Source organism: Plebeiibacterium marinum (assembly GCF_026013615.1).
Classification (GTDB): Bacteria; Bacteroidota; Bacteroidia; order Bacteroidales; family Marinilabiliaceae; genus Saccharicrinis; species Saccharicrinis marinus_A.
This window is the reverse complement of sequence record NZ_JAPDPI010000007.1, coordinates 25,458-51,743: the sequence shown is the minus strand read 5'-3', so window position 1 is coordinate 51,743 and position 26,286 is coordinate 25,458. Positions and strand designations below refer to the sequence as shown.

Genomic DNA, 26,286 nt, shown 5'->3' with positions numbered 1-26,286 from the left:
GTGGTGTTAACCCAATAAGAATCTGAGGAGTTTGGTCAGAAGATTCCCGGAAGTATTTTCCATCCGTTGTCTCATTCTGGCACTTTCTTCATCACCTCCTAATTTTAGCTCTTGCCATATTTCGCCCCACCCATAAAAACCGCCAATGTTCCTGTCGTCAATAAACATGTCGGCATTTATTTTACGGCTGGCAGTGGCTTCGTCAAACTTTTCTTCCGGATAGCTTTTGTTGACAGCATAAAATTCAATTCCTTTCTTTCGGCAATATTCAACGGCAGCATCCAGCTCTTTTCCCGACCTGTAGGTCCATAATATAAGCAGATGCCCTTCTTTCTGCATTGCTTTTAATGTATCAAAAGCAAAAATCTTTTCCTTCCCGATAGCAGGATATTTGTGCTCAACAATAGTTCCGTCAAAATCAACAGCTATAATCATTGTAATAACGAATCGTTTTTAAATTTCTTGTGTTGTATGGTAATAATTTAAAAAAGTAACTCTTCTTCCTGTTCGCTTAAATTTAAATCACTGCACAATTTATTTTTGGTTGGGGCATGAATCATGAATAGTATAAAAACTACGGCAAACATATATAAAAATGATTTATCGGCAGTTACTAAATATCCAATTAAGGCTATAAGACCAATGGCCTCGAGCATGGCTACCCTAACAATAAATGCGGTTTGGTAAAACCTAAGTTTGTTTACTACTTGTATGTCGGGATTGATGTGTTTTATTTTTTTGTAAAAAAATATGTGGCTTACCGGAATGCCAACCAATAGGGAAATAATTACAACGGTTTTTATTAATGCCTGGTGTTCTGCATCGAATATGGGCAGGTGTCCTGATCTGAAAACAAAAAATACCGTAAATAGTGCAGCCAGTGATATGGATACCAGAATAGCGGCATATAAGATGTTTAAAGTTTTAAATTGTTTTTTTATGTCAGCTTGCATCTTTCTATTTGTCAAATTTATGATTTGTGTTTACTATGTATTTTATAATTTCATGCTCGACTCAAAAGGGGTGCGATTGATCAATGATCTCCCCAAGGTAACTTCATCGGTATATTCAAGCTCGTCGCCAATTGATACGCCTCGGGCCAGGGTTGTTATTTTAATATCATGATTATTAAACTTACGGAATAAATAAAAATTTGTTGTGTCCCCTTCCATTGTTGTGGGAAGTGCAAAAATCAGTTCCTTTATTTCTCCGGAATTTACCCTGTCTTCAAGGGGTTTTATGGTCAAATCATCAGGGCCAATGCCATCCATAGGTGATATGATGCCTCCCAGCACATGGTAAACACCAAAAAACTGTTGTGTGTTTTCAATGGCCATTACATCTTTAATGTTTTCAACTACGCAAACGGTGGAATGATCCCTTTTTGTGCTGGAGCAGATGTCGCACACTTCGGTATCTGAAAGGTTGTAACATACTTTGCAGTAAACTATTTCTTCGCAAAGTTTTTTTAATGCATCCGAAAATCGCAAAACATCATTTTTTTCCTGCTTAAGCAAGAATAGCACGAGTCTCAATGCACTTTTTCTGCCTACCCCAGGGAGTTGGGAAAATTCCTTAACTGCATTTTCAAGTATTTGCGATGGAAAGCTATCGGTGTTCATAACCCTTTAAAATTTTTTGCCGCCCAAAGGTAAGAAAATTCTTTGGGCAGAGCAGCCGATAGGTTGCAATGAAGTTTAAATCTTTATAACCTATGTTTGCCGCATGCAAAAAATTATAGGATATTGAATTAATGGTTTTCTAACAACAGGCAGATAACTATTTAGTTCCTGCAAGAAAATTCATGATTCCTACGCTCACCCCTTTGATTCCCCTAAAGGGGAAAACTCCAACGCACTGTGCGGAAGCAACTTCCCCTTTAGGCTGAGTGGTGTGGGTGGGCTAACAAAAATTTCTGGAGTTTTCTTGCAAGTACTATTTCTTTCATTCAATTGGCGCCATAGTTTATTGGGCAATCTGTAAACAAAAACTGTTGCTGTATTCTGTTTCTCTCCAATTTCTAAAAGCAATCCATATGGTATAATCGCTAATGTTGTCGGTTGTAAACTTATTCCATAAAAATTCCCCTGTTGCTCTGCGTACACCAACAGGCATATGATCAACCATATAACTTTGCCTATATCTCCACATAAATACCAAAGAATCTGAATTGGCTGCTTTCGGACTGTCAAAATAAGGATCCCAGCTGAGGTGTATCCCTTCGTCAGAAACAGAAAAACTGATATTTTCAGGTAGCGGAATGTCTCCATGCGAAACCAGTGCCTTTTGCATATCAATATATTGATTGGGGTATTCCCCGGCAATGGCATGTTTAAGATGATATGACTGGGCAGCCTGATATGGACTTCTGGTAGGAACCTCGTTTTTAAAGGTTTTGTGAATAATTATTTTTGCAGGACGAAGAAATTCGTGAACCAATCCCATTTTTTGCCTCTGTGCTAATCTGCCTGGTGTTTTCTTTGGTTTTCTTTTTGGTACAGTCCTTAAGATATTAACTCCATACCGTGAGAACATTACAAGGTTACCAACTTTCCCGCTTCCGGGTCCTAATATTCCTTTTGATAAAATAGCCATAACGTGAGATTTTTGGTTAATATGTTTTAGCTTTTTGAAATAATGATGCCGAAACTTATCTATAGTTGTTCAAAAGGTCGGATTTAATAAAACACCATGCTTGTACTAATCTGCAATGCACCTGATAGGGGACTGCTATATATCAAGTGTGCAATTAATACATACATGCTTCAGATGTTCTTCACTATTTCTCCACAATAAAACTCAAATCAGTGAAGCAGTAGTGAAGGAATAGTGAAGAAATAGTGTAGTATTTGTGATGTAATTGCGAGTTTGGTTTATTGCAGTCACCTATAAGGTGTGAAGTAAGGTATAAAAAGGTAATGAGTGAATGTGCTTTTTTATACATTTTTGCCTTTAGCGGCTCTCTTTTGTTGTATTGGCCAGGCTTAGCTGTCTTCAAATTCAACAAATGCCCGATTCTGGATAAGTTTTTTATATTTGTTGAAACTAATAATGGAATAAGCGTATGAAACCACAATATACCGGATTGCTTGTGGCACTGTATTTTATCGTTTTAATGATAATTTCATATGTTACCGGGAAAAAATCAGATAACAAAAACTTTTTTTTAGGAAACAGGCAGTCGCCCTGGTATATTGTTTCCATCGGTATGATCGGAGCCAGTTTGTCGGGTGTAACATTTATCTCCGTACCGGGCTGGGTAAAGGCAACCCAGTTTTCCTATCTTCAAATGGTAGGGGGGTATTTTATTGGTTACCTGGTTATAGCACATGTGTTGCTTCCCGTGTATTACAGGTTGAACCTGACATCGATATATACCTACCTCGAAAAACGCTTTGGTTTTTTTGGTTATAAAACCGGGGCATGGCTTTTTTTGGTATCAAGAACAATTGGCGCTTCGGCACGACTGTATTTAATGGCCAACGTGCTTCAAATTAGTTTGTTTAACGCATTGGGGATTCCGTTTGCTATTACCGTTTTTATAACCATAGCCTTAATTTGGATTTATACTTTCAGGGGTGGGATTAAAACCATTATATGGACAGATATGCTTCAAACCCTGTTTATGCTTACCTCTGTTGTTATTACCATAGTTTATATTGCTAAATCTATGCAACTTGATATGCCGGGAGTTGTAGACCTGATTAATAGCAGTGAGCTGAGTCGTGTTTTTGTTTTTGACGACTGGCATTCGAAGCAAAACTTTTTTAAGCAGTTTGTTACCGGGGCGTTTATTACCATTGTTATGACCGGGCTGGATCAGGATATGATGCAGAAAAACCTTTCGTGTAAAAACTTAAAGGACGCACAAAAAAACATGAAATGGTATGGATTTGCCTTTATTCCAACAAACATACTTTTCCTTTCATTAGGAGTATTGCTTTATACTTTTGCGCATCAGCAGGGAATCGCATTGCCCGAACGTTCAGATGATTTGTTCCCGGTTATTGTAAACAGCGGATCATTACCCGCAATAGTAGGGGTGTTTTTTATAATAGGCCTGGTAGCTGCTGCCTACAGTAGTGCAGATTCCGCCCTGACCTCCTTAACCACCTCGTTTTCGGTAGATATATTAGGAACAAAACATGGTGAGGAACTCTCCAAAAGAAAAAGGATGCTGGTGCATCTTTCATTTTCAGTGCTACTGATGTTGGTGATTATTCTATTCAGGGTGTTTAAAGCAGACAGCATTATCAGCACTATATTTATATTGGCCGGGTACACCTACGGCCCTTTGTTGGGTATGTATGCCTTTGGCCTGTTTACCAAAATTGAGGTTAAAGATAACTGGATTCCGGTTTTAGCAATTGTAGCACCTGTAATTACGGGAGTTTTGGATTATAATGCATTGCGCTGGTTTGGTTTTGCCCTGGGTTATGAAAAGCTGATTATGAACGGGTGCTTTATGTTTTTAGGATTACTAATTGTACGTCGTAAACAATAATTAACAAAAAACTAGCGTTTGGGATATTGTAAAATAACCATAAATTTCATATTATTGTGTACTGCTTGTTTTTTCAATTTGAACACAAATGTTAAATACATGTATTCTTTAAGGTGACACTTTTAATAAGTTTTATTGGGATACTGAGTTTGTGGAATTTGATTTCATATTATTTATAAACCTTTTCAATTATTTGATTTGCTATGAGCGAATATTTTAACAAGGTAAAAAATTACCTATTAGACCTTGAATACAGGATTGTATCAGAGGATGTAAATGAAGAATTAGTAGTTATTGAAAAAGAAGAAGACGGGATCAGCAATATTGTTATAGATTGTGAAGACAGTATTGTAATAATAGAAGGACTTCTTTTTGAAATGAGCTCTGGTTCAGAGGAAATCTATAAATCACTTCTTAAAAAAAACCGGGAAATAGTTCATGGGGCATTTACGCTTGATGAAACAGGAAACAGAGTGATTTTTAGAGATACTTTGCAACTGGAAAATCTGGATTTAAATGAGTTGGAAGGAACATTGAACTCATTGAAGTTGTTATTGTCAGAGTATTCAGAGGAATTAATAGAGTTTTCAAAAGCCTAAAAAAGTAAACACATGAGTATTTTTAAAAGAATTTTCAGAGTAGGACAGGCAGAGGCACATGCTATTGTTGATAAGTTAGAAGATCCTATCAAAATGACCGAGCAAGGTATCCGTGATCTAAAACAGGATCTGGATAAGAGCCTTCAGGCACTTGCAGAGGTAAAAGCGATGGCTATCCGGAGCAGGAAAGATTTGAATACCAATAAGGAAATGGCCAAAAATTATGAGCAAAAGGCTATTCTTTTACTTCAAAAAGCCGAAAAGGGCGAATTAGAAGTTGCAGAAGCAGACCGGTTGGCAACAGAAGCCTTGTCTCGTAAAGAAGAAGCCGTGGAAGCTGCTTCAAGGGCGCAGGAAGAAGTAAATCGCTTTGATACCAATATCTCACAGCTGGATAAAAATATTAAGAAACTAAAAAGCACTATTACAAGCTATGAAAATGAATTGCGCACCCTAAAGGCAAGGGCCAGGGTAAGTAGTGCAACACAAAAAATTAATAAGCAGTTAAGCGGTATTGATAGTTCTGGTACGGTTTCTATGCTGGAAAAAATGAAAGAGAAAGTAGCCCAGCAAGAAGCGATGAGTGAGGCTTATGGCGAAATTTCAATGGAAAACAGGAGTATCGATGAGGAAATTGACGATGTTCTGTCGGATAAAAACGTTAAGGCTTCTAACTCGTTGGAAGAGTTAAAGGCTAAGCTTAAACAGCAATAACATTGTTAATACATGGGTATCTTTGATATTTTTAAAAAAAGAGAACCTCATTATGATAGCACCAACATTCAGGTTAAAGACCTGGATGTTGGTTTTGTTTTTGATTACGACCTTGCCACCTGGGAAGTAAAGGCTATCTATGAGTACGATTGGGGTGATAACTATTTTACCCGGGAATTTAAAATTACTGATGGAAAAACGAATCAGTTTCTTTCTTTGGCAGAAGATGATGAATTGGAACTTTCCATATCCCAAAAGGTTAAAGTAAGGGCTTTGGATGATAGTCTTACAGAAACATTGCATCATCAACAGAAACCGCCAAAAAAAATAACATATAAAGGAATTGCCTATTATCTGGAGAATGAAGCTCCTGGTTATTTTCATGATATTGCCAAGGGGGAAACATGGGAAGAGTTCCGCTCGTGGGACTTTGAAGATGAGGATGGGGTGAATATCCTTTGCATTGAACAGTGGGATGAAAAAGAATTTGAAGCTTCTGTAGGTAAAAAGATTAAGGAATTTGAAATTTCCAATATATTACCTTCGTCATAATAAAACAAACAGCAAAACAAATGGATAATAAACTCGCAAAGATTATAATTGCTGTTATTATTGGTTTTTTTATTCTAAAAACCTGTAGTAACAGGAAGTCGAACAGGGATTATAGCCAGCAGCCTGTGGTGTCGGGCAGCTGGGAAAAATCTCCGGTTGATAAGTTGATCAGATCATTGGCCAATGAACCTAATTTTTCTATAATTCTTTTGGATATGGATTCCAGGAGTAATGGTTATTATCACCAATACCAGGTAATTGTAGAGAAACCAGATACAGTTGTGGCAAAAGATACTGATTGGGAAAAAGTGAGCGATAGCTTTTTTGCCAGTAATGTAAATAATATGGGTATGGAAATTGCCTCAAAAAAGAATGGTAAGCTATCCAAAGTAGCTAGTCCTGCTGGTTATAACCACTATGTTGGCAATGAAAAATATGGGCATTGGGTACAAAGAGATGGTGGTTCTTTTTGGGAGTTTTACGGAAGATATGCCTTTATGTCGTCGATGTTTAATATGATGACATACCCGGTTCGCCGATCATATTGGGATGATTATTATGGAGGTTATTATGGACGAAGGGCGTATTACGGGCCTTCCGGTTCAAATATGTACGGAACCCGTTCTTATACCTCGTCACGAACTGGCAAAAACACAACGTGGGCATCCAAGCCATCTTCTTTCAAAAGCCAGGTAAGAAGCCAGGTTTCCCGATCTGCTACAACTACCAAGTCAAGGAGTTATTCTTCGGGGTCAAGTTATTCGCAAAAGTCCAGGAGCTCATCTCGCTATAGTAGTTCATCATCGCGTTCGCGTAGCGGAGGTTTTGGTAAATAGTATAATCCCTATAATTTAAAAAATATGAATTTATCAGATATTTCAATCATATTATATGATGCGATAGCCTATATTTCCGCAGGATTTGTGATTTTCTTCCTGGGAAAAGTGGTTTATCAATTAGTAAACAAGAGCTTTAGTGTAAAGGAAGAGTTGGTTGAAAAGGATAATGTGGCATTTGCTTTTGCTCATACCGGTTATTTTATTGGATTGTTACTGGCCATAGGGAGTGCTATTGTTGGTCCTACAAGAGGCTTGGTAAATGATCTGGTTGATATTATGGCATACGGAGCCTTAGCTATTATATTGTTGAACCTTTCGATCTGGCTGAATGATAAAATCATTTTGCGAAAGTTTTCTGTTAAAAAGGAAATTATCACAGATAGAAACTCAGGAACCGGAATTATTGAAGGAGCGGTTTCTGTGGCTTCGGGTTTGATTATTTTTGGTGCAGTAACCGGAGAAACAGATATGGGCGGATGGGCTCATGGGTTTTTAACAGCTGTAGTATTCTGGGCTTTTGGCCAGTTGGCAATGATTATTGGGGCATGGGTTTACCAGTTGATAACACCGTATGATGTTCACGACCATATAGAAAAGGACAATGTAGCTGTGGGAGTTGGTTTTGCAGGTGCCTTGATTGCTATTGCAAACCTGATCCGTTTTGGCATAGCCGGTGATTTTGAAGGATGGGGGCCAACATTTACCGAAGCTGGTTTTGAACTGGTACTTGGCTTGGCATTGTTGCCGGTGATGCGTTTTTTAACTGATAAAATTTTGCTTCCGGGACAACGGCTAACTGATGAGATAGTGAACCAGGAGCATCCTAATGTAGGAGCTGCGGTTATTGAGGCATTTGCTTATGTTGGGGGATCTGTATTGATTACCTGGTGTTTGTAGATGGTCATTAGTCAATGGTCAATAGTCAATGGACATTAGTCATTAGTTAATATTGGTCATTGGTCATTGATCATTGTAATTTGATCATTGTAAATTGATAATAATATTCATAATAAAAGGCACAGGTTGACAGTAGTGCCTTTTGTTTTTTCATCTTTTCTTGTTAATGTTTAAAATTAAGAACAAGTATTCTGCCATATTGATGGCTGCTATTTTTGCTACAGGTTTTAGTGGAATTGTTGCAGAATATCTATTGTCGACCCTGGCTACACATTTTTTGGGAGATTCAACTATCCAGTGGGCATTAATTGTTTCTACCATGATGTTCTCTATGGGGTTGGGGAGTCGCATCAGTAAATCGTTTATATCTCACCTTACAGAGAAATTTCTGATACTTGAGTTCATTCTTTCTTTGGTGGTGTCCTTTGTTCCTTTGGTTGTATATACAGCCTCAGCCTATACTGCATCGCTGGCGGTTATTATTTATGCCTGCAGCATCTTGATTGGCTTGTTGATAGGCATGGAAATTCCTTTGGTTACCCGGATCAATGATCAGTATGAAGATTTAAGGGTTAATATTTCCAAGGTGCTGGAAAATGATTATTATGGTAGTTTGTTGGGGGGAGTATTCTTTGCCTTTATTGGGATTCCGTTTTTGGGATTAAACTATACTCCATTTGTTTTGGGGATTATAAATTTTAGTGTTGCCGTTGTTGTCTATTTTTCATTAAAGAATTTTATTTCACCGGCATATAAAATCCCATTTAATGCGGCTATAGCTGGGATTGTTGTAGTTTTGGTATGTGGCGTGTTTATGGCCGAACCGATTATTGTTTACGGAGAACAGCAGAAATACAAGGATAAGGTTATTTATGCCGAGCAAACAAAATACCAGCGGATTGTTGTTACCCAATGGAAAGATGATTTTTGGCTTTATCTGAATGGGAACCAACAATTGTGTACTATGGATGAAATGATGTATCATGAACCTTTAGTACATCCTGCCATGAGTTTACATCCGCATCCTAAGGATGTTCTGGTTTTAGGTGGGGGCGACGGTTGTGCTGTCCGCGAGATTTTAAAATATAAGGCAGCTGAGAATATTACCCTTGTGGACCTGGATCCTGCCATGACAAGATTGGGGAAAGAATATCCTTTGTTAACCCGCTTGAACCATAACTCGTTATCAGATTCAAGGGTGGCGGTTTTAAACAGGGATGGTTTTACTTATATAAGTGAAAACAAGGATTTTTATGATGTTATTATTGTTGACTTGCCCGATCCAAGGAACATAGAGCTTAACAGGCTTTATTCGGAAGAGTTTTATAAGATAGCGTACCGGCATCTCCGTCCCGGAGGTGTTATTGTAACTCAGGCAGGCAGCCCGTATTTTGCTACCAAAGCATTTAAGTGTATTGTGGGTACCATGCGAAGTGCAGGTTTTGAGGTGGTACCCCTGCATAATCATGTGATTACCCTGGGAGAATGGGGGTGGAGTCTTGGGGTGAAGCAACCGGAAGGCTATCCGTTGAAGGAAGTATTGCAAGATTTGCATTTTACGGATATACAGACGCAATGGATTACTAATGAAGCAATGCAATTGATTACATCCTTTGGCAAAGAAATCTATCCGGGTCAAAGAGACTCCGTAAAAGTCAATAAGCTTCATGACCCTGTTTTGTATAAGTATTATTTAAAGGGTAATTGGGATTTGTATTAGAAATAACCTGGCAGAAAAAAGTAAATGAAGGACAAATTAGAATACATAAAACTAGAACCGGAGATAGTGAACCTGAAAGGATGGATCCAGCTTGTGGATGAAGGTGAATTGCGTGCTGTTTTTGAAAATACATTAAAACAATCGGGGTTTACAATCCTGGATTATAACGCCCATCGTTTCCCGGTGAATGGATACACTGCTTTCTGGCTTTTAGCCGAATCGCATCTTGCTATCCATACATTTACAGAAAGCAATGTAACTTATATTGAATTGTCGAGTTGTAACCAATCTAAGACAAATATCTTTAAATCACTTTGCGAAAAAATGGATTATAACCTAAATTGGGATGATGAAATTAAGGTTACCAAACCTCGTGGTAATCCGGAATATTCTTTATAGCTATTGATTTTATAATATATGACATCGTCTCTGCAAGAAAACTCCTGTTTTATAGTTAACCCCATCGCTCACCCCTCGTCCCCTGAAGGGGAAGCCTCTCGCGCACTGTGGGTTGAGTCACTCCCATTAGAGCCTGTTCCGAACTTGTATTCGGGGGAGTTGGAGGGTGTGGGTTGGAAAAAAAAACGAGTTTTCTTGCTAGTACAAACTAATCTGTTATCGGATTTGTATCAGGCTAAATATTTTAATAGATGAAAAATAGAAAACTGTTTGCTGCCGGAGTTGTAGTATATATTCTGCTGATTTACATCATATCCATATTGGAGAAATCAGATCCCAATGCTAATATTAAATCGTTGACAGATGCGGTGTGGTATAGCGTGGTGACATTAACAACAGTTGGGTATGGCGATTACTTTCCGGTAACCTTAGGTGGTAAAATACTGGGTTTATTTATTATTTTGGGGAGTCTGGGGATACTTGGCTTTCTTATTGGTGAAATAACATACAGAATCAACACATATATGGAAAAAAAGAAACAAGGATTTTTTGGAACCGACTTCGAGGATCATTACGTTATAATTGGCTGGAGCGAGTTTGCCCGTCAGGTGGCCAATCAAATTTATTATGCAGGGCACAAAATTGCATTGGTTACCAATTCAAAAAATGACCTGGAGCTTTTTAATGATTTGTATGAAAGCGATAATAGTTTTGCTTTGTTTGCAGATTTTAAAAATATGCTGGCATATGAAAAAGTAAATATCCGTAAAAGTAAGGCTGTTTTTGTAAATTTTATGGAAGACACGGATACGCTTGTTTTTGTGTTGAACATTAAAAAGGAATACCCTGATTTAAATATCATAATCAATTGTACCAATCCCGATTTAAAGGAAACACTTGAAAATACCGGGGTGTCGCATGTTGTGGCCCGTCATGAAGTGGCTTCGCGTATGGTGGCGAGTTATTTGTTTGAGCCGCATGTGGCTGAATATACCTCAGACCTGATCTCGACCAGTGTGGTAGAAAACGATCAGGATATTCAGCAATATAAAATTACACAGGATAATCCATATATGGGGATGAATTACATAGATGCTTTTGTTAGTTTAAAAAAGGACTTAAATGTGATTTTGATAGGGCTGGTAATAAAAGGTAAGCTAGTGAAAGATCCGGACGACAACCAGTCTCTAAACCAAGGAGATTATATTATTGTAATTTCAAGGGGCAACGATAAGGTTAAACTTGAAAAGACTTTTGGAGTGAAGGAAGGGTATTGAAAAGACTGTTGTAGAAAGTTGTATCCTGTGGTTTTGGGATTTTCTCAAAAGTTCAAATAAACAATAATATATCTATGAATAATAAGTAAAACGTGTGAAAAACCTTTACCACAAAGGCACCAAGGGCACAAAGAATCACAGAGAAATATGAAGCTCTGTGTTTCTTTGTGCTCTCCGAGACTCTGTGGTTGAGTGTATGTTGGAGGAAACAAGCAATATCAACTTAAAATGCCACGGTGTCAGTTTTACTAAAACAGGATACACTGTTTGTATAAGTAGTTATAATCAAACGATCTGTTAAATCAATATATCTCTGGAAACCTCTCCGGATTTGATTCGCTCATCAAATCATAGATGGTTTCGTAAACATCCTCTGCATTGGGGTTTGAAAAATAGTCTCCATCGGTTCCAAAGGCCGGTCTGTGGTCTTTGGCAGTTACCGTTCGAGGGGTAGAATCCAAATGTTTATATCCTCCTTGCTTTTCTATTACTTGCTGCATCATATAAGCCGTTGTTCCCCCCGGAACATCTTCATCAAAGAAAACAATCCTGCTTGTTTTTTTTACGGATTCAAGTATCACACCATATAAGTCAAACGGAAGCAAGGTTTGTATATCAATCAATTCAACAGAAACACCTATATCATTTAATTGAGTAACGGCTTCCTGGGCAATCCTAACACATGATCCATAGGTTACCAGGGTAACGTCGTGTCCAACATGCAGTACTTCAGGTATGCCCAGAGGAATGTTAAACTCTCCAATGTTTTCAGGACGAGGTTCCCTGATGCGGTATCCGTTGAGCGGTTCTATAACCAATGCCGGGTCGTCTGCTCTTAGCAGTGTATTGTACATTCCGGCAGCCCTGGTCATGTCGCGAGGAACGCAAACGTGCATGCCCCTGATGGAATTGATGACCATGCTTGTGGGGGATCCGGAATGCCAGATGCCTTCTAAACGGTGTCCCCGGGTTCTTACTATCAGCGGAGCTTTTTGCCCTCCTTTTGTTCTGTATCTGAGCGTGGCCACATCATCACTTAAGGTTTGCAGGCCGTATAAAAGGTAGTCGAAATACTGTATTTCGGCAATGGGGCGCAATCCCCTTAGTGCCAGTCCTAACCCGGTGCCAATGATGGTTGCTTCCCTGATCCCTTCGTCCCATATCCGATGAATGCCATGCTTTTGTTGCAGGCCTTCCATCGATTGGTTTACACCTCCCAATACGCCGGTATCTTCTCCAAAGCTGACCAGTTCCGGAATCTTTTCAAATAACTGGTCAAAGTTATCTCTTAGTATTTCCCTTCCGGGAACTTTTTCAACATTTGCAGGATAGTGAGGTGGTATTACCGGTATTTTTGTGATTGCATATTCATCTTCGGCATACAGACGGTCGTTATACATAACATGGGTCACTTCCCTGTACTCTGCAATCCATTTTTGAAGCACGGATTTTAAACTGTCGGGTTTTGCACATGAGCTGCAGATATGTCGAAGGATCTTTCTGGCTGTTGAAAGAATTTCTTTCCTGTTCAGGGTGTATGCCGATTTAAGATCATTTATAAGATCGTTGATTTTATTGTTATTGCTGCCCGCGCAGATACAGGTTTTTTGTTCTATCAGTTTAATCAGGGAGTCTCTCTCTGTTTTTAAGGGGGCATTAAATTGTTCCCAGGCTGTTTTTTGTGCCATTCGGGCTTCCACAAGTGCTTCCTGTTCAATTGCGTTGAGTTCGCCATCATTGGCCAGGTTACGTTCAATAATCCACTCCCTCATTTTTTTCAGGCAGTCAAACTCTTTTTCCCATTGCAGGCGTTCCTCAGATTTGTATCGCTCGTGAGATCCGGAGGTAGAGTGGCCAATGGGCTGGGTAAGTTCTTCGATATGAAATAATACAGGCACGTGCTCCTTACGGGATTTTTTTACACCTTCTTCATATGCCTGGCAAATCCCGGCATAATCCCATCCTTTTAGTTTGTAGATTTCAATTCCGGTTTTTTCTTTTGCCCCCTTTTCAAAACCTTTTAAGGCATTTGAAATGCTTTCTTTTACGGTTTGGATTTTCTTGGGGACAGAAATTCCGTATCCATCATCCCAAACCGAAACTACCATGGGTATTTGATGTACCGCTGCAGCATTAATCGTTTCGAAAAAGTGGCCTTCAGAAGTGCTGGCATCTCCAATGGTACCAAAAGCTACTTCGTTACCTTTATTGCTAAACTTTGTTTTGTCTGAAAGGGCCGGATTGTTCCGGTATAACCTTGAGGCATAGGCTAACCCCACTAAACGTGGCATCTGACCTGCCGTTGGGGAAATATCTGCAGAGGTACACTTGATGTTTGCAATGTCTTTCCATTCTCCTGTTTCAGTAATGGTCCGGGTTCCAAAATGATTGTTAAAAGACCGCCCCCCGTTATCAGGGTTTAAATCAGTATTGGTTTCACCATATAATGATGCAAAGAACTGTTGCGGGGTAAGCATCCCTGAGGCTAGCATAAAAGTCTGGTCGCGGTAATATCCCGAGCGCCAATCTCCTTCTTTAAACTGCTTTGCCATGGCTAATTGGGCTACTTCTTTTCCATCGCCAAAGATGCCAAACTTTGCTTTTCCTCCTAAAACCTCCTTACGGCCTATTAAACTTAAATTACGGCTTACCTGCCCAATGCGATAATCGCGAAGGACTTCTTTTTTAAATTCATCAAAACTGATTCCGGTACCTGAGATCATCCTGTTGCTGACTTTTAGATAATAGATAAAAGACTATATTACTTTGCAAAACTACAAAGTTATACCAATTTCACTATAAAATTTATATCATTGGGATATTGGTATTGTATCAATTCTCACACTTGAAACATATTTGTGGCTACATTGTTTAATAAGTAAGAAAATTCAGTATTTTTGCATGCTCATTAAAAATTATATGTTATGATCAAAGTGTTATTATTAAGTGTTGTATTGGTTGCGGTTGTGTTTGTTTTAATGGCTATTAGCATTTTGATTAAAAAGAATGGAAAGTTCCCAAATCTTCATATTGGGAGTAATAAAGAAATGCGAAAAAGAGGGATTTCATGCGCCACTTCGCAACACAGGGAAGCTCAAAAGGACTCTATTAAAATTAAGCCCCTGCATTTGGAAGGGGAAGGAGATAGCCAAACGCTTAGTTGTTGATGGTTATTAGCTAATAGCTAATAGCTAATAGCCAATAGTTATTAGTCATTAGTCAAAATTGCTCCTTGCTCATTGTTTATTGCTCATTGTTTATTGCTCCTTGTTAATTGTTTATTGCTGAAGAATGAGCTTTTCAAATCCCTTGGTGTATTTTACCTGGTTTTCACCATTTTCATCCTGATAAATAAAGTATCCTTCAATATTGGGCAGGCTTTCGATTACTTGCATACTTTTTTCCAATCCCATCACCATACATGCAGTGGCATAGCCATCGGCAACCATGCATTCTTTTGCAATAATGGAGGCGCTTAAAAGTGAATGTTGCACCGGGTATCCTGTTTTGGGATCGATAGTATGGGCATATTTTTTGCCGTTTTTAACATAGAAATTCCGATAATTACCACTTGTGGCAAGTCCTACATTGGTTAAAGACAAAATATCTTGTAATTCGCGGCTGATTGCAGCTTTGTCGTCAATCGGTTTGTCAATGCCAACCCTCCATGCAATTCCTTTGTTGTTAATGCCTGCTACCCTGATTTCTCCACCAATTTCAACCATATAATTTGTAATGCCTTGTGATGCCAGATAATCGGCCACCACATCCACGCCATACCCCTTGGCAATGGCACTGGCATCGAGCATGATTTCGGGTTGTTGTTTGCTTAAATAGTTGTTGGTGTCCAGCTTTACTTTGTCCATCCCTATATTCAAAAGCAATGAATCAATCATCCCGGAAGTAACGTTATCCTTTTTCTTAAATCCAAATCCCCAGGCATTCACCAGCGGGCCTACTGTCATATCAAAAGCTCCATCTGTGTTTTTGTATATGCTGATTCCTGATTCATAAACATATTTCATCATGGGGTCAATAGTAATCCCTTTGTTGCTAAAATTGAATTTGCTGATGGTTGAAGTATCCTTAAAAGTTGATAAAGCCCAATCCACTTTGTCGAGTTCTTTAGTAATGCCCATATCAATGGAATCATTTTCTTTTACAGGCTGATAGATGATGTTGTAAAAAGTACCAAAAATCTTACCCTGCATTTTAAGGTAATCGTAAGTTTTGGGTTGACAAGAAGATAAAATACAGACTGTAATTATTAGAAGAAAATGCTTCATGATGAAATGGTTTTTATGCCGGCAAAAATAGTTGATTGCGGAGTAATATACAAAGTGAAGGGAGTAATTAGTTGGGGAATACGTAAAACCTGTTAGGTTTATGAAACTCAATAAATCTGTTCGTTAATTCCAGATGAGGAACAGATCTGATAAACATGATGCCTATACAGATCTGATCCTTACTAATGAAAAAAGCTGCCCATTGCTTGAATGGGCAGCTTTTTTTTTAATCCTTTATAGTTGTTAATTACATCCCGAGGCAGCTCTTGCTTCAGCAATAACTTTTAATGATATTGCTCTTAGCTGAATATAGTCCTGAGAATTAATATCAAGTACTCCAGATGCATCAAGGCATCCTGCCGCAATGTAAACATCACGTGTTGCATCTAAGCAATCTTCATCTTCACAGTAGTATTCTTTTTCATTATATAAATAATATCCATAGTCACCGCCACTGCATGTTGTGATGTCGGCAGAGCATTCTGGTGAAACGAATTGTTCACATATTTCATCTTCATCTTCCGAACAAGCAACTGTTAGGGTTATGAAAACGACAAATAAAATTGATGGTAATAAAAGTAATTTCTTCATAGTAGTGAATTAATTTATTTCTAATTGTTGTTTTAGCTCTTTAATAGAAGGTCTTCCTTTATAAATTCTATTACGGAATATTATTGTAGGGGTTCCTTTAAATTTCAGCTCTTTAAATTCCTTTTTGTTATTTTCCAAATCAGCAATATTATTCTCTGAAAGATAATCCTGGGCGATGGCTTCATTGTTTTGCATAATATTGTTTATAAGATCTTCGTATTCAGGAGTAAATGCCAGATTGAAATTGTGCAAAAGCATATTGTGGAACTTCTCATATTCTCCATATTTAAATATGCTTATGGACATAGAATAAACGTTTAAAATTGATTTGTTATCTGATAAAGGCACAAACCTTACTCTTAAATTTATTTTTCCAGAATCCAGTATTTCTTTTTTTAATTTGGGATAATCCTCGTTGAAAAAGTATTTACAGTGTGAGCATTGATAATTCCCAAATAAAAATATGGATTCTTTAGCATCTTTATTTCCAAAAATAATATCAGATTCCTTTTTTGAGATTGGTTTTGTAACAAACCTCTTTACTGAGAAATGATTATATATTTTTACAGAAATTAGTATTAACAAAATTAATGAAATCGAATAAGAAATTATCTGTATAAGTACTCGTTTCATATTTTAATGTGTTTTCAATAATCTGATGATTGTTATACTGCAAGCAATGGACTTTTAAATAAATATGATCCTCCTATTCAGTTTCGTAGGTCACTTTTTCCGGAAAAAAGTTGAAGCCCAATATTCTCTGCTTCACCCTTACTGTATTTATCATCCTTTTCCGGTCACTTTCTTTATCCCACCAGGCTTTTTCTTTTCCATTTTCCGATTTAGAAACCAGGTATAGAGGCGTCCTGCCTTTTTTTGCCTCTTCCTCGTTTTCGGCAAATCCACCATCTGAAGCTTGCTTTTTAATATTAGCTTTTGATTTGCCTGCCAATATCTCGCCTAAAAAAACTCTTACATGGTAAGCATAATCTTCCCCTAAACTATACATCCCTAAAAAACTTGCATCAAATGATGAGGTTACTATTTGCGTTTGAGGAATGTATAACTCGTTGTTGTAAAGAAATATCTTACTGTCAAGCGTACTGAATTTTAAATCATCCAAATTTTTTAAGCCCGTCATAGGTATTTTTTCAATTGCCATTACAGGCTTAACATTTACCAAAGATCCATTCTCTAATTTTATATCGCCCCTTACCATTAATGAATCATATATCAAGTTATAATCTTTCATGACAATACGACCATCCATATGGCCTGATAAATTTCCAAATACGTTTTCTTTTTTAAAATCCTCTTGATCTATAAAGGTTTCCAATTCATCCATCATTCTGGAAACGTCAAGTTTTGAAAAATTTGACCTGAACTGCAGCAAATCTCTGAAGTTATTATTGATATCCATTCGGACCGACAGTCTGGCATCACCATCAAATACACTACACAACATATCATCTGCAACAAAATATCCTTCGTCTACTTTTGCCAGAAACTTTGTGTCAATATTTTCAACAAAAATATCACCGTATTTAAAACTCCTGAGTCTGGCTTTGCCATTGATTTTGGTTGTAAATTTTTTTATATATGGATTTTCAGTTTGTTCTTTTATAGCGGCCTGAGTTTCTTTCTCTGACATGGGAACAGTATCAGTCATAAAAGCATTAATCCAGGCATAATCCAAATCTCCTGCTCCAAAAATGCCACGTACATATAGTTCTTTTTCATTGTTTTGTACGGCCGCTGTATACACATTGGAAACGGTAGTTGAGTCAGCAGAAAAATCCAACCCAAGGTAGCTTCCAATCACTTTGTTTAGTTTTAATGTGTCATGTTGGTAATCTGCATGTCCCGATAGGGCAGTAACATTCATCATACTGTCGGGCATTTCTAGTGTTACATTGTTTAGCGATACATTAAACTTGCTGTTTTCAAAAAGTAGTTCCAGGGCTTTATCAGCAACAGAATCAATATGGAAATTTCCGGAAGAACTAATGTTGGCATCAATCTCTCCTCCCATATAATTGGCTAAGGAATCGGGGAGCATTTCTTTAATTTCGCCCAAACCAAGTTTAATTGATGACCTTAAATCATATTTTATATTTTCAAGTCCGGTTATTTTACCGGTGGCAGCAATTGATGATTGCGGCATAGCCACCAGAAAGGTATCCAGCTTTACATCCAGCTTTTTGTAATTGCTCAATTTTCCTTTAAATGACGATGCAATTATTCCATCTGTTATATTGATGTTATATTCAGGGATGGAAGCTTTAAAATCGCTTATTTTAATGTTTCCCGGCGTAAAAATAAATTTACCGTTTAGTTTGTCAACAGATGGTATTGAATCCATAGCAATAGCAATGTTATGTAACGATATATTCATGCTGGTATTTGCAAGAGCCTTATCGGTGAAACCAGGTGTAATGGAATCGGGTAAAACCCCATTGGTTTTTATATGTGCTTTTATTAATCCGGAAGCTTTTTTTATTGATGAGTCTTGCAAGTAAGGTTTCAGTTCATCCAATGAAGCACTGATGTCAGCAGCAATGTCATATTCAAGACTGTTTGGATTTTTTAGTATGGCGGATAAGTCTACTGAACTACGTGTTGTTTCTGCATGAAGTTGTTTAATGTTTACCATGGCAGCATTTAAACCGGGGGTATATCCGCTTGAAATATTGCTGTTAAGGATGATGTTTTTTACTACAGGATATACATCATACTCAATAAGGGCGTTTGAAAGATCGATATTGATATTAAACTGGGGGATGCTTGATGGAGAGATAAAGCCTTTTGTGGTTCCGCTTACATTAAGGATCCCGCCTCCTTGTTTCAATTTTAGTTCGTTACGCATTTTCTCCGGTAACAAGGCAATGTTTTTCGATAGGTCAATCTGGTTTCCACTTAGGTTGAGGTCTACAAATAAACTGTCGTGTGTTACAATGGTCCCCAGTGCGGTAATTTCTGATCCTGCTGCGTTTAGGGTAAGTTCCCTGACCTCTAAAGAATCATTAAGTGCCGAAACATCAAAGCTTAAGCTGCTTTGTTTTAATTCCTCCAGGTGGAAATCTGCATAATGGATAGATTTTAGCAGTATCTCACCTTTGGTTTCAGCAACATATCCCTTAGGCTCAAGTTCTCCGTTTATTGAAAGGTTGGGAATATTTAAATGTCCTGAAAAATTCATGTATTCATCAATATACTCAAGGTCGATGTTTGATAAAGTGAGCTTTTCAAGAGAATATACCCCTTGTACAATAGTTGTGTCTTTTTCATCTGCTTTTGTAGAATCCGTTTCTGATGCCTTAAAAAGAAAGTCGAAATTGCTGTTCCCTAATGAGTCGACAAGGTATTTTGCCTTAGCGTCTTTTATATCGATTTTTTTTACAAAGATATTTCCTCTGGTTAGTTCAATCAGGTCAACTGATGCATATAACCTGGAAATGCTTGCAACCGTATCAATATGCTGATTTAGAGAATCAGGGTGTGGAAGTTGGTTTAGCATGGCCAGGTCGTTAAATTCAATTGTTGCCAGCGGAAACCTGTAAAGCAGACTAAAGTCAACTTCGCCAACCACAAGAGGTACATCAAAGGTGTTAGCTCCTTTCTTTATGGCCATTTTAACAATGTCCTCTTTAAATATTTCAGCAAGGATAACAAGTAGCAGGATAAATGCTCCAGCAATAAATAAAATATTTCGGATAAGATGTTTTTTGCGCATAATTTAAAAAAGTATCAAGACGTAAGTATCAAGATTCAAGATTTGATTAAACGAATGTAAAAAAAATGATGTAAGAAGATGTTATCTCCAAATAAAAAAAGACTCCCTTGGGAGTCTTTTTTTATTTAATAAGTCTTACGACTTGCTACTAATATCTTGCTACTTTGATTACGATCCAAAGTCATCAAATGCAATCATTTCATCAGGTACCCCTAAATCATAAAGCATTTTGTTAACAGCATCGTTCATCATTGGAGGTCCACAAAGATAGTATTCAATATCTTCCGGCTCATCATGATTGATTAAGTACTCATCATGAATAACCTGGTGGATAAATCCTGTTGAACCTTCCCAGTTATCTTCCGGTTGAGGGTCACTTAAAGCAATTTTAAACTTAAAGTTAGGGAATTGCTTTTCGATAGCCTCAAACTGATCCTGGTAGAAGATCTCTTTCTTAGAACGGGCACCATACCAGAATGTAGCTTTACGGCCTGTTTTAACTGTATGGAACAAGTGGAAGATATGCGAACGCATAGGAGCCATACCTGCACCACCACCAATAAACATCATTTCTCGTTCAGTTTCCTTAATAAAGAATTCTCCGTAAGGTCCTGAAACGGTAACTTTATCACCTGGTTTACGAGAGAAGATAAACGAAGAACAAACCCCTGGGTTAACCTTCATAAATCCACCGTTTACTCTGTCGAATGGAGGAGTGGCGATACGGATGTTCAACATCACGATGTTACCTTCAGCAGGGTGGTTAGCCATTGAGTAAGCCCTGTAAGTAGGCTCTGGGTTCACCATCTGCAGGTCGAAGATTCCATACTTTTCGTACTCATCCCTGTACTCATCTCCAATGATCATATCTTTAAAGTCGACAGTGATTTTAGGTACATCGATCTGGATATAACCTCCTGATTTAAAATCTAACGTTTCACCTTCTGGTAGTCTAACTACAAACTCTTTAATGTAAGTAGCCACGTTGTCATTAGAAACCACCTCGCATTCCCACTTCTTGATACCAAGAATTTCCTGTGGGATGTCCATTTTCATGTCTTCCTTTACTTTTACCTGACAAGCCAAACGCCAGTTGTTAGCTTGTTCCTTACGGGTAAAATAACCTGTTTCGGTAGGAAGTATAGAACCTGCACCTTCGTTAACCTGGCAACGGCACATAGCACAAGTACCTCCACCACCACAAGCTGAAGGAAGGAAGATTTTGTTGTTTCCTAAAGCAGACAACAATGTTTGTCCTGGAGAAACCTCTAAAGCTTGCTCTCCATCATTGATGTCGATAGTAACGGTTCCTGCCGGAGTCAATTTTTGCTTTACCCACAAAAGAATTGACACCAACACAAGGATAACAAGTAAGAATACCACCACACTGGTAGTAATTACTGCACCCTGACTAGCTAAAAATATCATATTCATTTTAGTTTTTGCTTTTATGAACAAGCATCTAAAGTTTAAAAGCTTTAGTTACCTGCTCCGGCCATGCCGGTTATAATTGAATTCCCATAAAGCTCATGAAAGCAATACCCATTAAACCGGTTACGATAAAAGTGATACCTAAACCGCGTAATGGGGCAGGGATATCAGAGTATTTTAATTTTTCACGAATAGCTGCAATACCTACAATTGCCAACAACCAACCAATTCCTGATCCAAATGCAAAAGAAGTCGCTTCACCTAATGAAGCATACTGACGTTCCTGCATAAATAATGAACCACCAAGTATTGCACAGTTTACGGCAATAAGAGGCAAGAAGATACCCAATGAACTATAAAGTGCAGGGGCAAATTTCTCAACAATCATCTCAACCAACTGTACCATGGAGGCGATTACGGCAATAAACATGATGAAACTTAAGAAACTTAAGTCAACATCAGCAAAGCTTTCTCCTAACCAGCTTAAAGCACCGGCTTTAAGTACATATTCATTTAATAAATAATCTACAGGTACTGTAATGGCCAGTACAAATACTACAGCAACACCAAGTCCAAATGAAGTCTTCACAGTTTTTGATACAGCCAGGTACGAACACATACCTAAGAAGTAAGCAAATACCATGTTGTCGATAAAGATAGACTTGATGAATATATTAATTATATTTTCCATTGAAATCTGTTTTTCCAGTTAATAAATTAAGATTCAATCAAATCCTTATTTCTAGAACGTTGCACCCAGATGATAACCCCTACAGTAACCAAGGCCATTGGAGGAAGAATCATTAATCCGTTGTTCACGTACCCTAAATCGTAAAATGCCTGAGGAATGATGGTTAATGTTCCAACAGCAGGGAGTGTCAATGTTCCGGCACCCAAAAGCTCTCTGAAGAAAGCTACGATTACCAGGATAACACCGTAACCGGCAGCATTACCTACACCATCTAAAACTGATTGCCATGGTTTGTTTCCTAAGGCAAATGCTTCTAAACGTCCCATGATAATACAGTTGGTGATAATCAATCCAACAAATACTGATAACTGTTTACTTACTTCGTAAGCAAACGCTTTAAGAATCTGGTCAACCAGAATAACCAACGCAGCAACAACTACCAGCTGTACGATAATACGGATACGTGCAGGAATAGTGTTACGCAATAATGATATAAATAGATTGGCGAAAACCAATACAAACATTACCGAAATAGACATTACAATTGCCGGCTCTAATTTTGCCGTTACCGCAAGTGCAGAACAGATACCCAATACCTGGATGGTAATCGGGTTTTGAGCACCAATCGGGTTAGTAATCAATTTTCGGTTTTTCGCTGAAAACAAAGGTTCTTTGTCGCTCATTTTTTAACCGTTTAATTTTTTAAATACTTTTCGTACCCTTTAAGGCACTCTTCTAACATATCTGTAACGCCATTACTGGTGATAGTACCTCCTGAGATAGCATCAACGGCGTGGGCATTACCGGCAGATCCGCCTTTTAATACTTTTATAGAAGTAAATGCTCCTGATTCGTCAAAAATTGTTTTTCCTTTAAAAGGTGTTTGGAAAAACTCTTTTGAGATTTCAGCACCCAAACCTGGAGTTTCTCCTTTGTGATCGAAGGTAGCACCGAAAACAGTGGTTTTATCTTCGTTTAAAGAGATATATCCCCAGATTGGCCCCCAAAGACCAACGCCGCGAAGAGGAATGATAATCTTCTCCTGGCCATTATCTAACTTACAAACATATAACGGATAGTTACGGGCGTCGGCATCTTTGCGAAGCTCTTTAGCCATGTCCACGTCAAATGCACTTCCTTTAACTTCTTCTCCGTTCATGTTAATCACCTTGGTGTTGGCACCAATGTGTTTTTCGTATAAATCTTCTGCATTTTTTGCATCACTGGCTATACCAACCGATTTAAGAATGTCGATCTTTTTTGCTACTTCAACGTTTTTGTTTTGTATCGGCTTTAACGATTCAGATACAAAAGCTAAAACGGCCGCTACAATAATCACCATGATTGATGCATACAGAAACGTATATAAATTTCCTTGTTTGTCCATTTTATTATTTATTAAGCGTTTACTTTAACTCTCTTTAAACGACGTTTAATATTTTGCTGAACAATTGTATGATCAATCAACGGAGCAAAAGTATTCATTAATAATATCGCTAACATTACACCCTCAGGATATGCAGGGTTAAACACCCGGATCATAATAGCAAATACACCGATTAAAAATCCGTAGATATATTTTCCTGTTTCTGTGCGAGATCCTGAAACCGGGTCTGTAGCCATAAATACGGCACCAAAGGCAAAACCGCCTAAGCAAAGTTGCTGTATAGCATCCACGTTCATCGCGTCAGTTGTACCAATAGCATTAAATCCTAATGCCATTAAGTAACCTCCGGCAAATACACTTAACATGATTTTCCAGTTTCCTATTCCGGTAGCTAATAAAATAACAGCACCGATTAAAATAGCTAAAGTACTGGTTTCGCCAATTGAACCGGGGATAGTTCCAATGAAACTTTCAAGTGTTGTTGGTAATAAATCCAGTTTTCCTGTAATAACGTTACCCAGCGGAGTAGCCCCGGAGAAACCATCAACAATACCTTCTCCTTTGCTCATTCCTGATACCCAAATAACATCTCCCGACATTTTTGAAGGGTAAGCAAAGAATAAGAATGCCCTGGCTACCAAAGCCGGGTTCCAGATGTTCATTCCGGTACCACCAAAAACTTCTTTACCAATGATTACTGCAAATGCAGTAGCTACAGCTACCATCCATAGTGGAATGTCTGCAGGTAGAACAAGAGGTATCAACATACCCGACACAAGGAAGCCTTCTGCCACTTCATGTCCTCTCATTTGAGCAAACATAAACTCAATGCCAAGACCAACTACATACGATACCACAACAATAGGCAATACTTTTAAAGCACCATAACCTACCATCTGCCAAAACTCAGCAGTCTCGCCCAATGCAAGAAAATGTTGGTATCCTGTATTCCAAATACCAAATAATAAAGCAGGGATTAATGCCAAAACCACAACCGACATCGTTCTTTTTGAATCGATGGCATCGTGAATATGTACACCTGTCTTTGAAGTTGTTTTTGGAGTAAACAAGAAGGTCTCAAAAGCATCAAATGTTGAGTGTAATTTCTCAAACTTCCCACCTTTTTCAAAGTTGGGTTTGATTTTATCCAAATAATTTCTTAATGCTTTCAATTTATTATAATTTAAATATTTACAATTGATTAACGGATTAGCTCATCTCTTTAATCATTACATCAATACCTTTTCGTAAGATGCTTTGAATTTCTAGTTTAGAAGTACATACAAATTCGCAAAGAGCCATGTCTTCTTCTGCTACTTCGTATATTCCAAGCTGTTCCATTTTGTCGATATCTTCCGTAATAATAGCTTTAATCAAATGTTCCGGTAAAATATCCATAGGCAATACCTTGTCATACTGTCCTGACATGATAATGGCACGAGGGCCTCCGTTAAGGTTTGCATTTAAAGCATACTCCTTGTTTGGACATAACCATGAGAAAAATGATTTGGAAACACTGAATTTTTTCAATCCTGGTGCTGCCCAGCCCATAAAGTCATGTTGATCACCTTCCGGAATTACAGTTAATTGTGAATCGTAAGACCCGATATAACCGTCTTTGCCAATATTTGATCCACTTAAAACATTGCCGCTGATAAAGCGAAGGCTTCCTTCCTCAATATTGTTTTCAATATAAGGTTTAATAAGAGCCCCGACTTTTGTTTTCACGTAGTTTCTGTTTTTTACTTCAGAACCTGTAATTGCAATAATCCTTGAAGCGTCATACGATCCTGACAGGAATAACTTACCTAAGGAAATAACTTCCTGTGGTTGGATAGTCCAGTAAACTTCTCCTTTGTTGATCGGTGATACGTGGTGAATTTGAATACCAACATTCCCTGCCGGGTGTGGACCCGAAAAAGCTTGTGTTTTAGCACCGCTTACCGATACAAAAGCTTTGGAAGCCATCTCATTGTTGATGCCAATGTTTACGCCACCGTCAGTTAATTTGTTTAAAACATCTACCCCGGCCTGAAATTCTTTTTCTTGCCCTGCAACAATAAAGTCGTAATCAGGAGCCAAAGGTGCAGAATCAAAAGCTGAGATAAAAATGGCTTTTGGAGTGTCAGCAGGATTCGCAACTACGTTGTACGGACGCTGACGAAGGAATGGCCACATACCCGAAGCCAAAATCTTTTCAACTGCCTCTGTTTTTGAAACCTGTTTTGGATCAACAGCTCCAAACTTCTCTGCTTCGTTCTGGTTATCGCTCTTAACCACTACTTCTAATATTCGTCTTCGCTCACCACGGTTAACCAACTGAACTTCTCCGCTTACAGGAGACACAAACTTAATGTCGGTACGGTACTTGTCATAAAACAATACAGAACCGGCTTTAACTTTGTCGCCAGGTTTAACCGCTAACTTAGGAACCAAACCAGGGAAGTCACCTGGTTTAATAGCATAAAGTTCTGGCATTGCTGCACTTCCAAAAACTTTTTCTGCTTTTCCCTTCAACCGAATATCAAGACCTTTTTTTATTTTAATTACGTCTGACATGTTTGAAAAAAGTTATTTTTAAAATTTTGTTGCAAAAATACAATAAATTATAAGTTACACACGCTCTAGTGTCATGTAATAAAGAAAAAATTCGTTAAATAATAATT

General features: G+C 38.0%; 25 protein-coding genes. 10 read left to right on the top strand and 15 right to left on the bottom strand.

What is annotated here, in order from left to right; all coding sequences use genetic code 11:
- Positions 1-6: 6 nt before the first annotated feature.
- From OM074_RS05210 to OM074_RS05195, 4 genes are all read right to left on the bottom strand, one after another.
- Positions 7-435, bottom strand: a complete 429-nt coding sequence (locus OM074_RS05210; protein ID WP_301198235.1) for a BT0820 family HAD-type phosphatase — start codon at positions 433-435, stop codon at positions 7-9.
- A gap of 47 nt (positions 436-482) precedes the next feature.
- Positions 483-968: a hypothetical protein gene (locus OM074_RS05205; RefSeq protein WP_301198234.1), complete on the bottom strand. Its 486-nt coding sequence runs from the start codon at positions 966-968 to the stop codon at positions 483-485.
- Positions 969-995: 27 nt separating this feature from the next.
- A complete protein-coding gene (gene recR / locus OM074_RS05200; protein ID WP_301198233.1) occupies positions 996-1,622 on the bottom strand; it encodes a recombination mediator RecR in 627 nt (208 codons plus the stop codon).
- Positions 1,623-1,965: 343 nt separating this feature from the next.
- Positions 1,966-2,595, bottom strand: a complete 630-nt coding sequence (locus OM074_RS05195; protein ID WP_301198232.1) for a DUF6266 family protein — start codon at positions 2,593-2,595, stop codon at positions 1,966-1,968.
- Positions 2,596-3,064: 469 nt separating this feature from the next.
- Between OM074_RS05195 and OM074_RS05190 the strand changes: the two genes are divergently transcribed.
- The 9 genes from OM074_RS05190 (at position 3,065) to OM074_RS05150 (ending at position 11,501) form a co-directional block, all read left to right on the top strand.
- On the top strand, positions 3,065-4,504 hold the full coding sequence (locus OM074_RS05190) for a sodium:solute symporter (RefSeq protein WP_301198231.1): 1,440 nt from the start codon (positions 3,065-3,067) through the stop codon (positions 4,502-4,504).
- 203 nt (positions 4,505-4,707) lie between these two features.
- Positions 4,708-5,103, top strand: coding sequence for a YbjN domain-containing protein (locus tag OM074_RS05185; RefSeq protein WP_301198230.1), 396 nt, complete (start codon positions 4,708-4,710; stop codon positions 5,101-5,103).
- A gap of 12 nt (positions 5,104-5,115) precedes the next feature.
- The gene (locus OM074_RS05180; RefSeq protein ID WP_301198229.1) at positions 5,116-5,817 is read left to right on the top strand and encodes a PspA/IM30 family protein; all 702 of its coding nucleotides are present in this window, start codon (positions 5,116-5,118) and stop codon (positions 5,815-5,817) included.
- A 12-nt stretch (positions 5,818-5,829) separates the two neighbouring features.
- Positions 5,830-6,369 carry a DUF4178 domain-containing protein gene (locus OM074_RS05175; RefSeq protein WP_301198228.1) on the top strand — a complete coding sequence of 180 codons (540 nt, stop codon included), beginning with the start codon at positions 5,830-5,832 and terminating at the stop codon, positions 6,367-6,369.
- A gap of 20 nt (positions 6,370-6,389) precedes the next feature.
- Entirely contained in the window at positions 6,390-7,205 is an 816-nt protein-coding gene (locus tag OM074_RS05170) for a hypothetical protein (protein ID WP_301198227.1), read from the top strand.
- A gap of 24 nt (positions 7,206-7,229) precedes the next feature.
- Positions 7,230-8,105, top strand: a complete 876-nt coding sequence (locus OM074_RS05165) for a DUF350 domain-containing protein (protein ID WP_301198226.1) — start codon at positions 7,230-7,232, stop codon at positions 8,103-8,105.
- 166 nt (positions 8,106-8,271) lie between these two features.
- The gene (locus tag OM074_RS05160; protein ID WP_301198225.1) at positions 8,272-9,825 is read left to right on the top strand and encodes a polyamine aminopropyltransferase; all 1,554 of its coding nucleotides are present in this window, start codon (positions 8,272-8,274) and stop codon (positions 9,823-9,825) included.
- Positions 9,826-9,849: 24 nt separating this feature from the next.
- A complete protein-coding gene (speD, locus tag OM074_RS05155) occupies positions 9,850-10,224 on the top strand; it encodes an S-adenosylmethionine decarboxylase (RefSeq protein WP_301198224.1) in 375 nt (124 codons plus the stop codon).
- Positions 10,225-10,475: 251 nt separating this feature from the next.
- Positions 10,476-11,501: a potassium channel family protein gene (locus tag OM074_RS05150; RefSeq protein ID WP_301198223.1), complete on the top strand. Its 1,026-nt coding sequence runs from the start codon at positions 10,476-10,478 to the stop codon at positions 11,499-11,501.
- Positions 11,502-11,803: 302 nt separating this feature from the next.
- Here the strand turns inward: OM074_RS05150 and OM074_RS05145 are convergent, their stop codons facing one another.
- On the bottom strand, positions 11,804-14,224 hold the full coding sequence (locus OM074_RS05145; RefSeq protein WP_301198222.1) for an alpha-ketoacid dehydrogenase subunit alpha/beta: 2,421 nt from the start codon (positions 14,222-14,224) through the stop codon (positions 11,804-11,806).
- Between the two features lie 201 nt (positions 14,225-14,425).
- Between OM074_RS05145 and OM074_RS05140 the strand changes: the two genes are divergently transcribed.
- On the top strand, positions 14,426-14,668 hold the full coding sequence (locus OM074_RS05140) for a hypothetical protein (RefSeq protein ID WP_301198221.1): 243 nt from the start codon (positions 14,426-14,428) through the stop codon (positions 14,666-14,668).
- 111 nt (positions 14,669-14,779) lie between these two features.
- Here the strand turns inward: OM074_RS05140 and OM074_RS05135 are convergent, their stop codons facing one another.
- The 10 genes from OM074_RS05135 to OM074_RS05090 all read right to left on the bottom strand — a co-directional run bounded on the left by OM074_RS05135 (position 14,780) and on the right by OM074_RS05090 (position 26,179).
- The gene (locus OM074_RS05135; RefSeq protein WP_301198220.1) at positions 14,780-15,787 is read right to left on the bottom strand and encodes an FAD:protein FMN transferase; all 1,008 of its coding nucleotides are present in this window, start codon (positions 15,785-15,787) and stop codon (positions 14,780-14,782) included.
- Positions 15,788-16,030: 243 nt separating this feature from the next.
- On the bottom strand, positions 16,031-16,378 hold the full coding sequence (locus OM074_RS05130; protein ID WP_301198219.1) for a hypothetical protein: 348 nt from the start codon (positions 16,376-16,378) through the stop codon (positions 16,031-16,033).
- Positions 16,379-16,387: 9 nt separating this feature from the next.
- The gene (locus OM074_RS05125; protein WP_301198218.1) at positions 16,388-17,011 is read right to left on the bottom strand and encodes a thioredoxin domain-containing protein; all 624 of its coding nucleotides are present in this window, start codon (positions 17,009-17,011) and stop codon (positions 16,388-16,390) included.
- A gap of 73 nt (positions 17,012-17,084) precedes the next feature.
- A complete protein-coding gene (locus OM074_RS05120; RefSeq protein WP_301198217.1) occupies positions 17,085-20,111 on the bottom strand; it encodes an AsmA family protein in 3,027 nt (1,008 codons plus the stop codon).
- A gap of 168 nt (positions 20,112-20,279) precedes the next feature.
- Positions 20,280-21,545: an NADH:ubiquinone reductase (Na(+)-transporting) subunit F gene (gene nqrF / locus OM074_RS05115; protein WP_301198216.1), complete on the bottom strand. Its 1,266-nt coding sequence runs from the start codon at positions 21,543-21,545 to the stop codon at positions 20,280-20,282.
- A gap of 70 nt (positions 21,546-21,615) precedes the next feature.
- Positions 21,616-22,233 (bottom strand): NADH:ubiquinone reductase (Na(+)-transporting) subunit E, encoded by a 618-nt coding sequence (nqrE, locus tag OM074_RS05110; protein ID WP_301198215.1) that lies wholly within the window; start codon positions 22,231-22,233, stop codon positions 21,616-21,618.
- Positions 22,234-22,259: 26 nt separating this feature from the next.
- Positions 22,260-22,916, bottom strand: a complete 657-nt coding sequence (locus tag OM074_RS05105; RefSeq protein ID WP_301198214.1) for an NADH:ubiquinone reductase (Na(+)-transporting) subunit D — start codon at positions 22,914-22,916, stop codon at positions 22,260-22,262.
- An 11-nt stretch (positions 22,917-22,927) separates the two neighbouring features.
- A complete protein-coding gene (gene nqrC, locus OM074_RS05100) occupies positions 22,928-23,620 on the bottom strand; it encodes an NADH:ubiquinone reductase (Na(+)-transporting) subunit C (protein ID WP_301198213.1) in 693 nt (230 codons plus the stop codon).
- An 11-nt stretch (positions 23,621-23,631) separates the two neighbouring features.
- Positions 23,632-24,792 (bottom strand): NADH:ubiquinone reductase (Na(+)-transporting) subunit B, encoded by a 1,161-nt coding sequence (locus tag OM074_RS05095; protein WP_301198212.1) that lies wholly within the window; start codon positions 24,790-24,792, stop codon positions 23,632-23,634.
- 37 nt (positions 24,793-24,829) lie between these two features.
- Complete coding sequence (locus OM074_RS05090) at positions 24,830-26,179, bottom strand: Na(+)-translocating NADH-quinone reductase subunit A (RefSeq protein ID WP_301198211.1); 1,350 nt, start codon at positions 26,177-26,179, stop codon at positions 24,830-24,832.
- Positions 26,180-26,286 lie beyond the last annotated feature (107 nt).

What these genes read in the sequence shown, in the direction of transcription:
- OM074_RS05120 (WP_301198217.1), bottom strand. Translation starts at nt 20,111, where the DNA reads ATGCGCAAAAAACATCTTATCCGAAATATTTTATTTATTGCTGGAGCA.
- nqrE (WP_301198215.1), bottom strand. Translation starts at nt 22,233, where the DNA reads ATGGAAAATATAATTAATATATTCATCAAGTCTATCTTTATCGACAAC.
- OM074_RS05180 (WP_301198229.1), top strand. Translation starts at nt 5,116, where the DNA reads ATGAGTATTTTTAAAAGAATTTTCAGAGTAGGACAGGCAGAGGCACAT.
- OM074_RS05145 (WP_301198222.1), bottom strand. Translation starts at nt 14,224, where the DNA reads ATGATCTCAGGTACCGGAATCAGTTTTGATGAATTTAAAAAAGAAGTC.
- OM074_RS05140 (WP_301198221.1), top strand. Translation starts at nt 14,426, where the DNA reads ATGATCAAAGTGTTATTATTAAGTGTTGTATTGGTTGCGGTTGTGTTT.
- OM074_RS05090 (WP_301198211.1), bottom strand. Translation starts at nt 26,179, where the DNA reads ATGTCAGACGTAATTAAAATAAAAAAAGGTCTTGATATTCGGTTGAAG.
- OM074_RS05210 (WP_301198235.1), bottom strand. Translation starts at nt 435, where the DNA reads ATGATTATAGCTGTTGATTTTGACGGAACTATTGTTGAGCACAAATAT.
- nqrF (WP_301198216.1), bottom strand. Translation starts at nt 21,545, where the DNA reads ATGAATATGATATTTTTAGCTAGTCAGGGTGCAGTAATTACTACCAGT.
- OM074_RS05160 (WP_301198225.1), top strand. Translation starts at nt 8,272, where the DNA reads ATGTTTAAAATTAAGAACAAGTATTCTGCCATATTGATGGCTGCTATT.
- OM074_RS05170 (WP_301198227.1), top strand. Translation starts at nt 6,390, where the DNA reads ATGGATAATAAACTCGCAAAGATTATAATTGCTGTTATTATTGGTTTT.
- OM074_RS05125 (WP_301198218.1), bottom strand. Translation starts at nt 17,011, where the DNA reads ATGAAACGAGTACTTATACAGATAATTTCTTATTCGATTTCATTAATT.
- nqrC (WP_301198213.1), bottom strand. Translation starts at nt 23,620, where the DNA reads ATGGACAAACAAGGAAATTTATATACGTTTCTGTATGCATCAATCATG.
- OM074_RS05150 (WP_301198223.1), top strand. Translation starts at nt 10,476, where the DNA reads ATGAAAAATAGAAAACTGTTTGCTGCCGGAGTTGTAGTATATATTCTG.
- OM074_RS05195 (WP_301198232.1), bottom strand. Translation starts at nt 2,595, where the DNA reads ATGGCTATTTTATCAAAAGGAATATTAGGACCCGGAAGCGGGAAAGTT.
- OM074_RS05135 (WP_301198220.1), bottom strand. Translation starts at nt 15,787, where the DNA reads ATGAAGCATTTTCTTCTAATAATTACAGTCTGTATTTTATCTTCTTGT.
- OM074_RS05190 (WP_301198231.1), top strand. Translation starts at nt 3,065, where the DNA reads ATGAAACCACAATATACCGGATTGCTTGTGGCACTGTATTTTATCGTT.
- OM074_RS05130 (WP_301198219.1), bottom strand. Translation starts at nt 16,378, where the DNA reads ATGAAGAAATTACTTTTATTACCATCAATTTTATTTGTCGTTTTCATA.
- OM074_RS05105 (WP_301198214.1), bottom strand. Translation starts at nt 22,916, where the DNA reads ATGAGCGACAAAGAACCTTTGTTTTCAGCGAAAAACCGAAAATTGATT.
- recR (WP_301198233.1), bottom strand. Translation starts at nt 1,622, where the DNA reads ATGAACACCGATAGCTTTCCATCGCAAATACTTGAAAATGCAGTTAAG.
- OM074_RS05185 (WP_301198230.1), top strand. Translation starts at nt 4,708, where the DNA reads ATGAGCGAATATTTTAACAAGGTAAAAAATTACCTATTAGACCTTGAA.
- OM074_RS05165 (WP_301198226.1), top strand. Translation starts at nt 7,230, where the DNA reads ATGAATTTATCAGATATTTCAATCATATTATATGATGCGATAGCCTAT.
- OM074_RS05175 (WP_301198228.1), top strand. Translation starts at nt 5,830, where the DNA reads ATGGGTATCTTTGATATTTTTAAAAAAAGAGAACCTCATTATGATAGC.
- speD (WP_301198224.1), top strand. Translation starts at nt 9,850, where the DNA reads ATGAAGGACAAATTAGAATACATAAAACTAGAACCGGAGATAGTGAAC.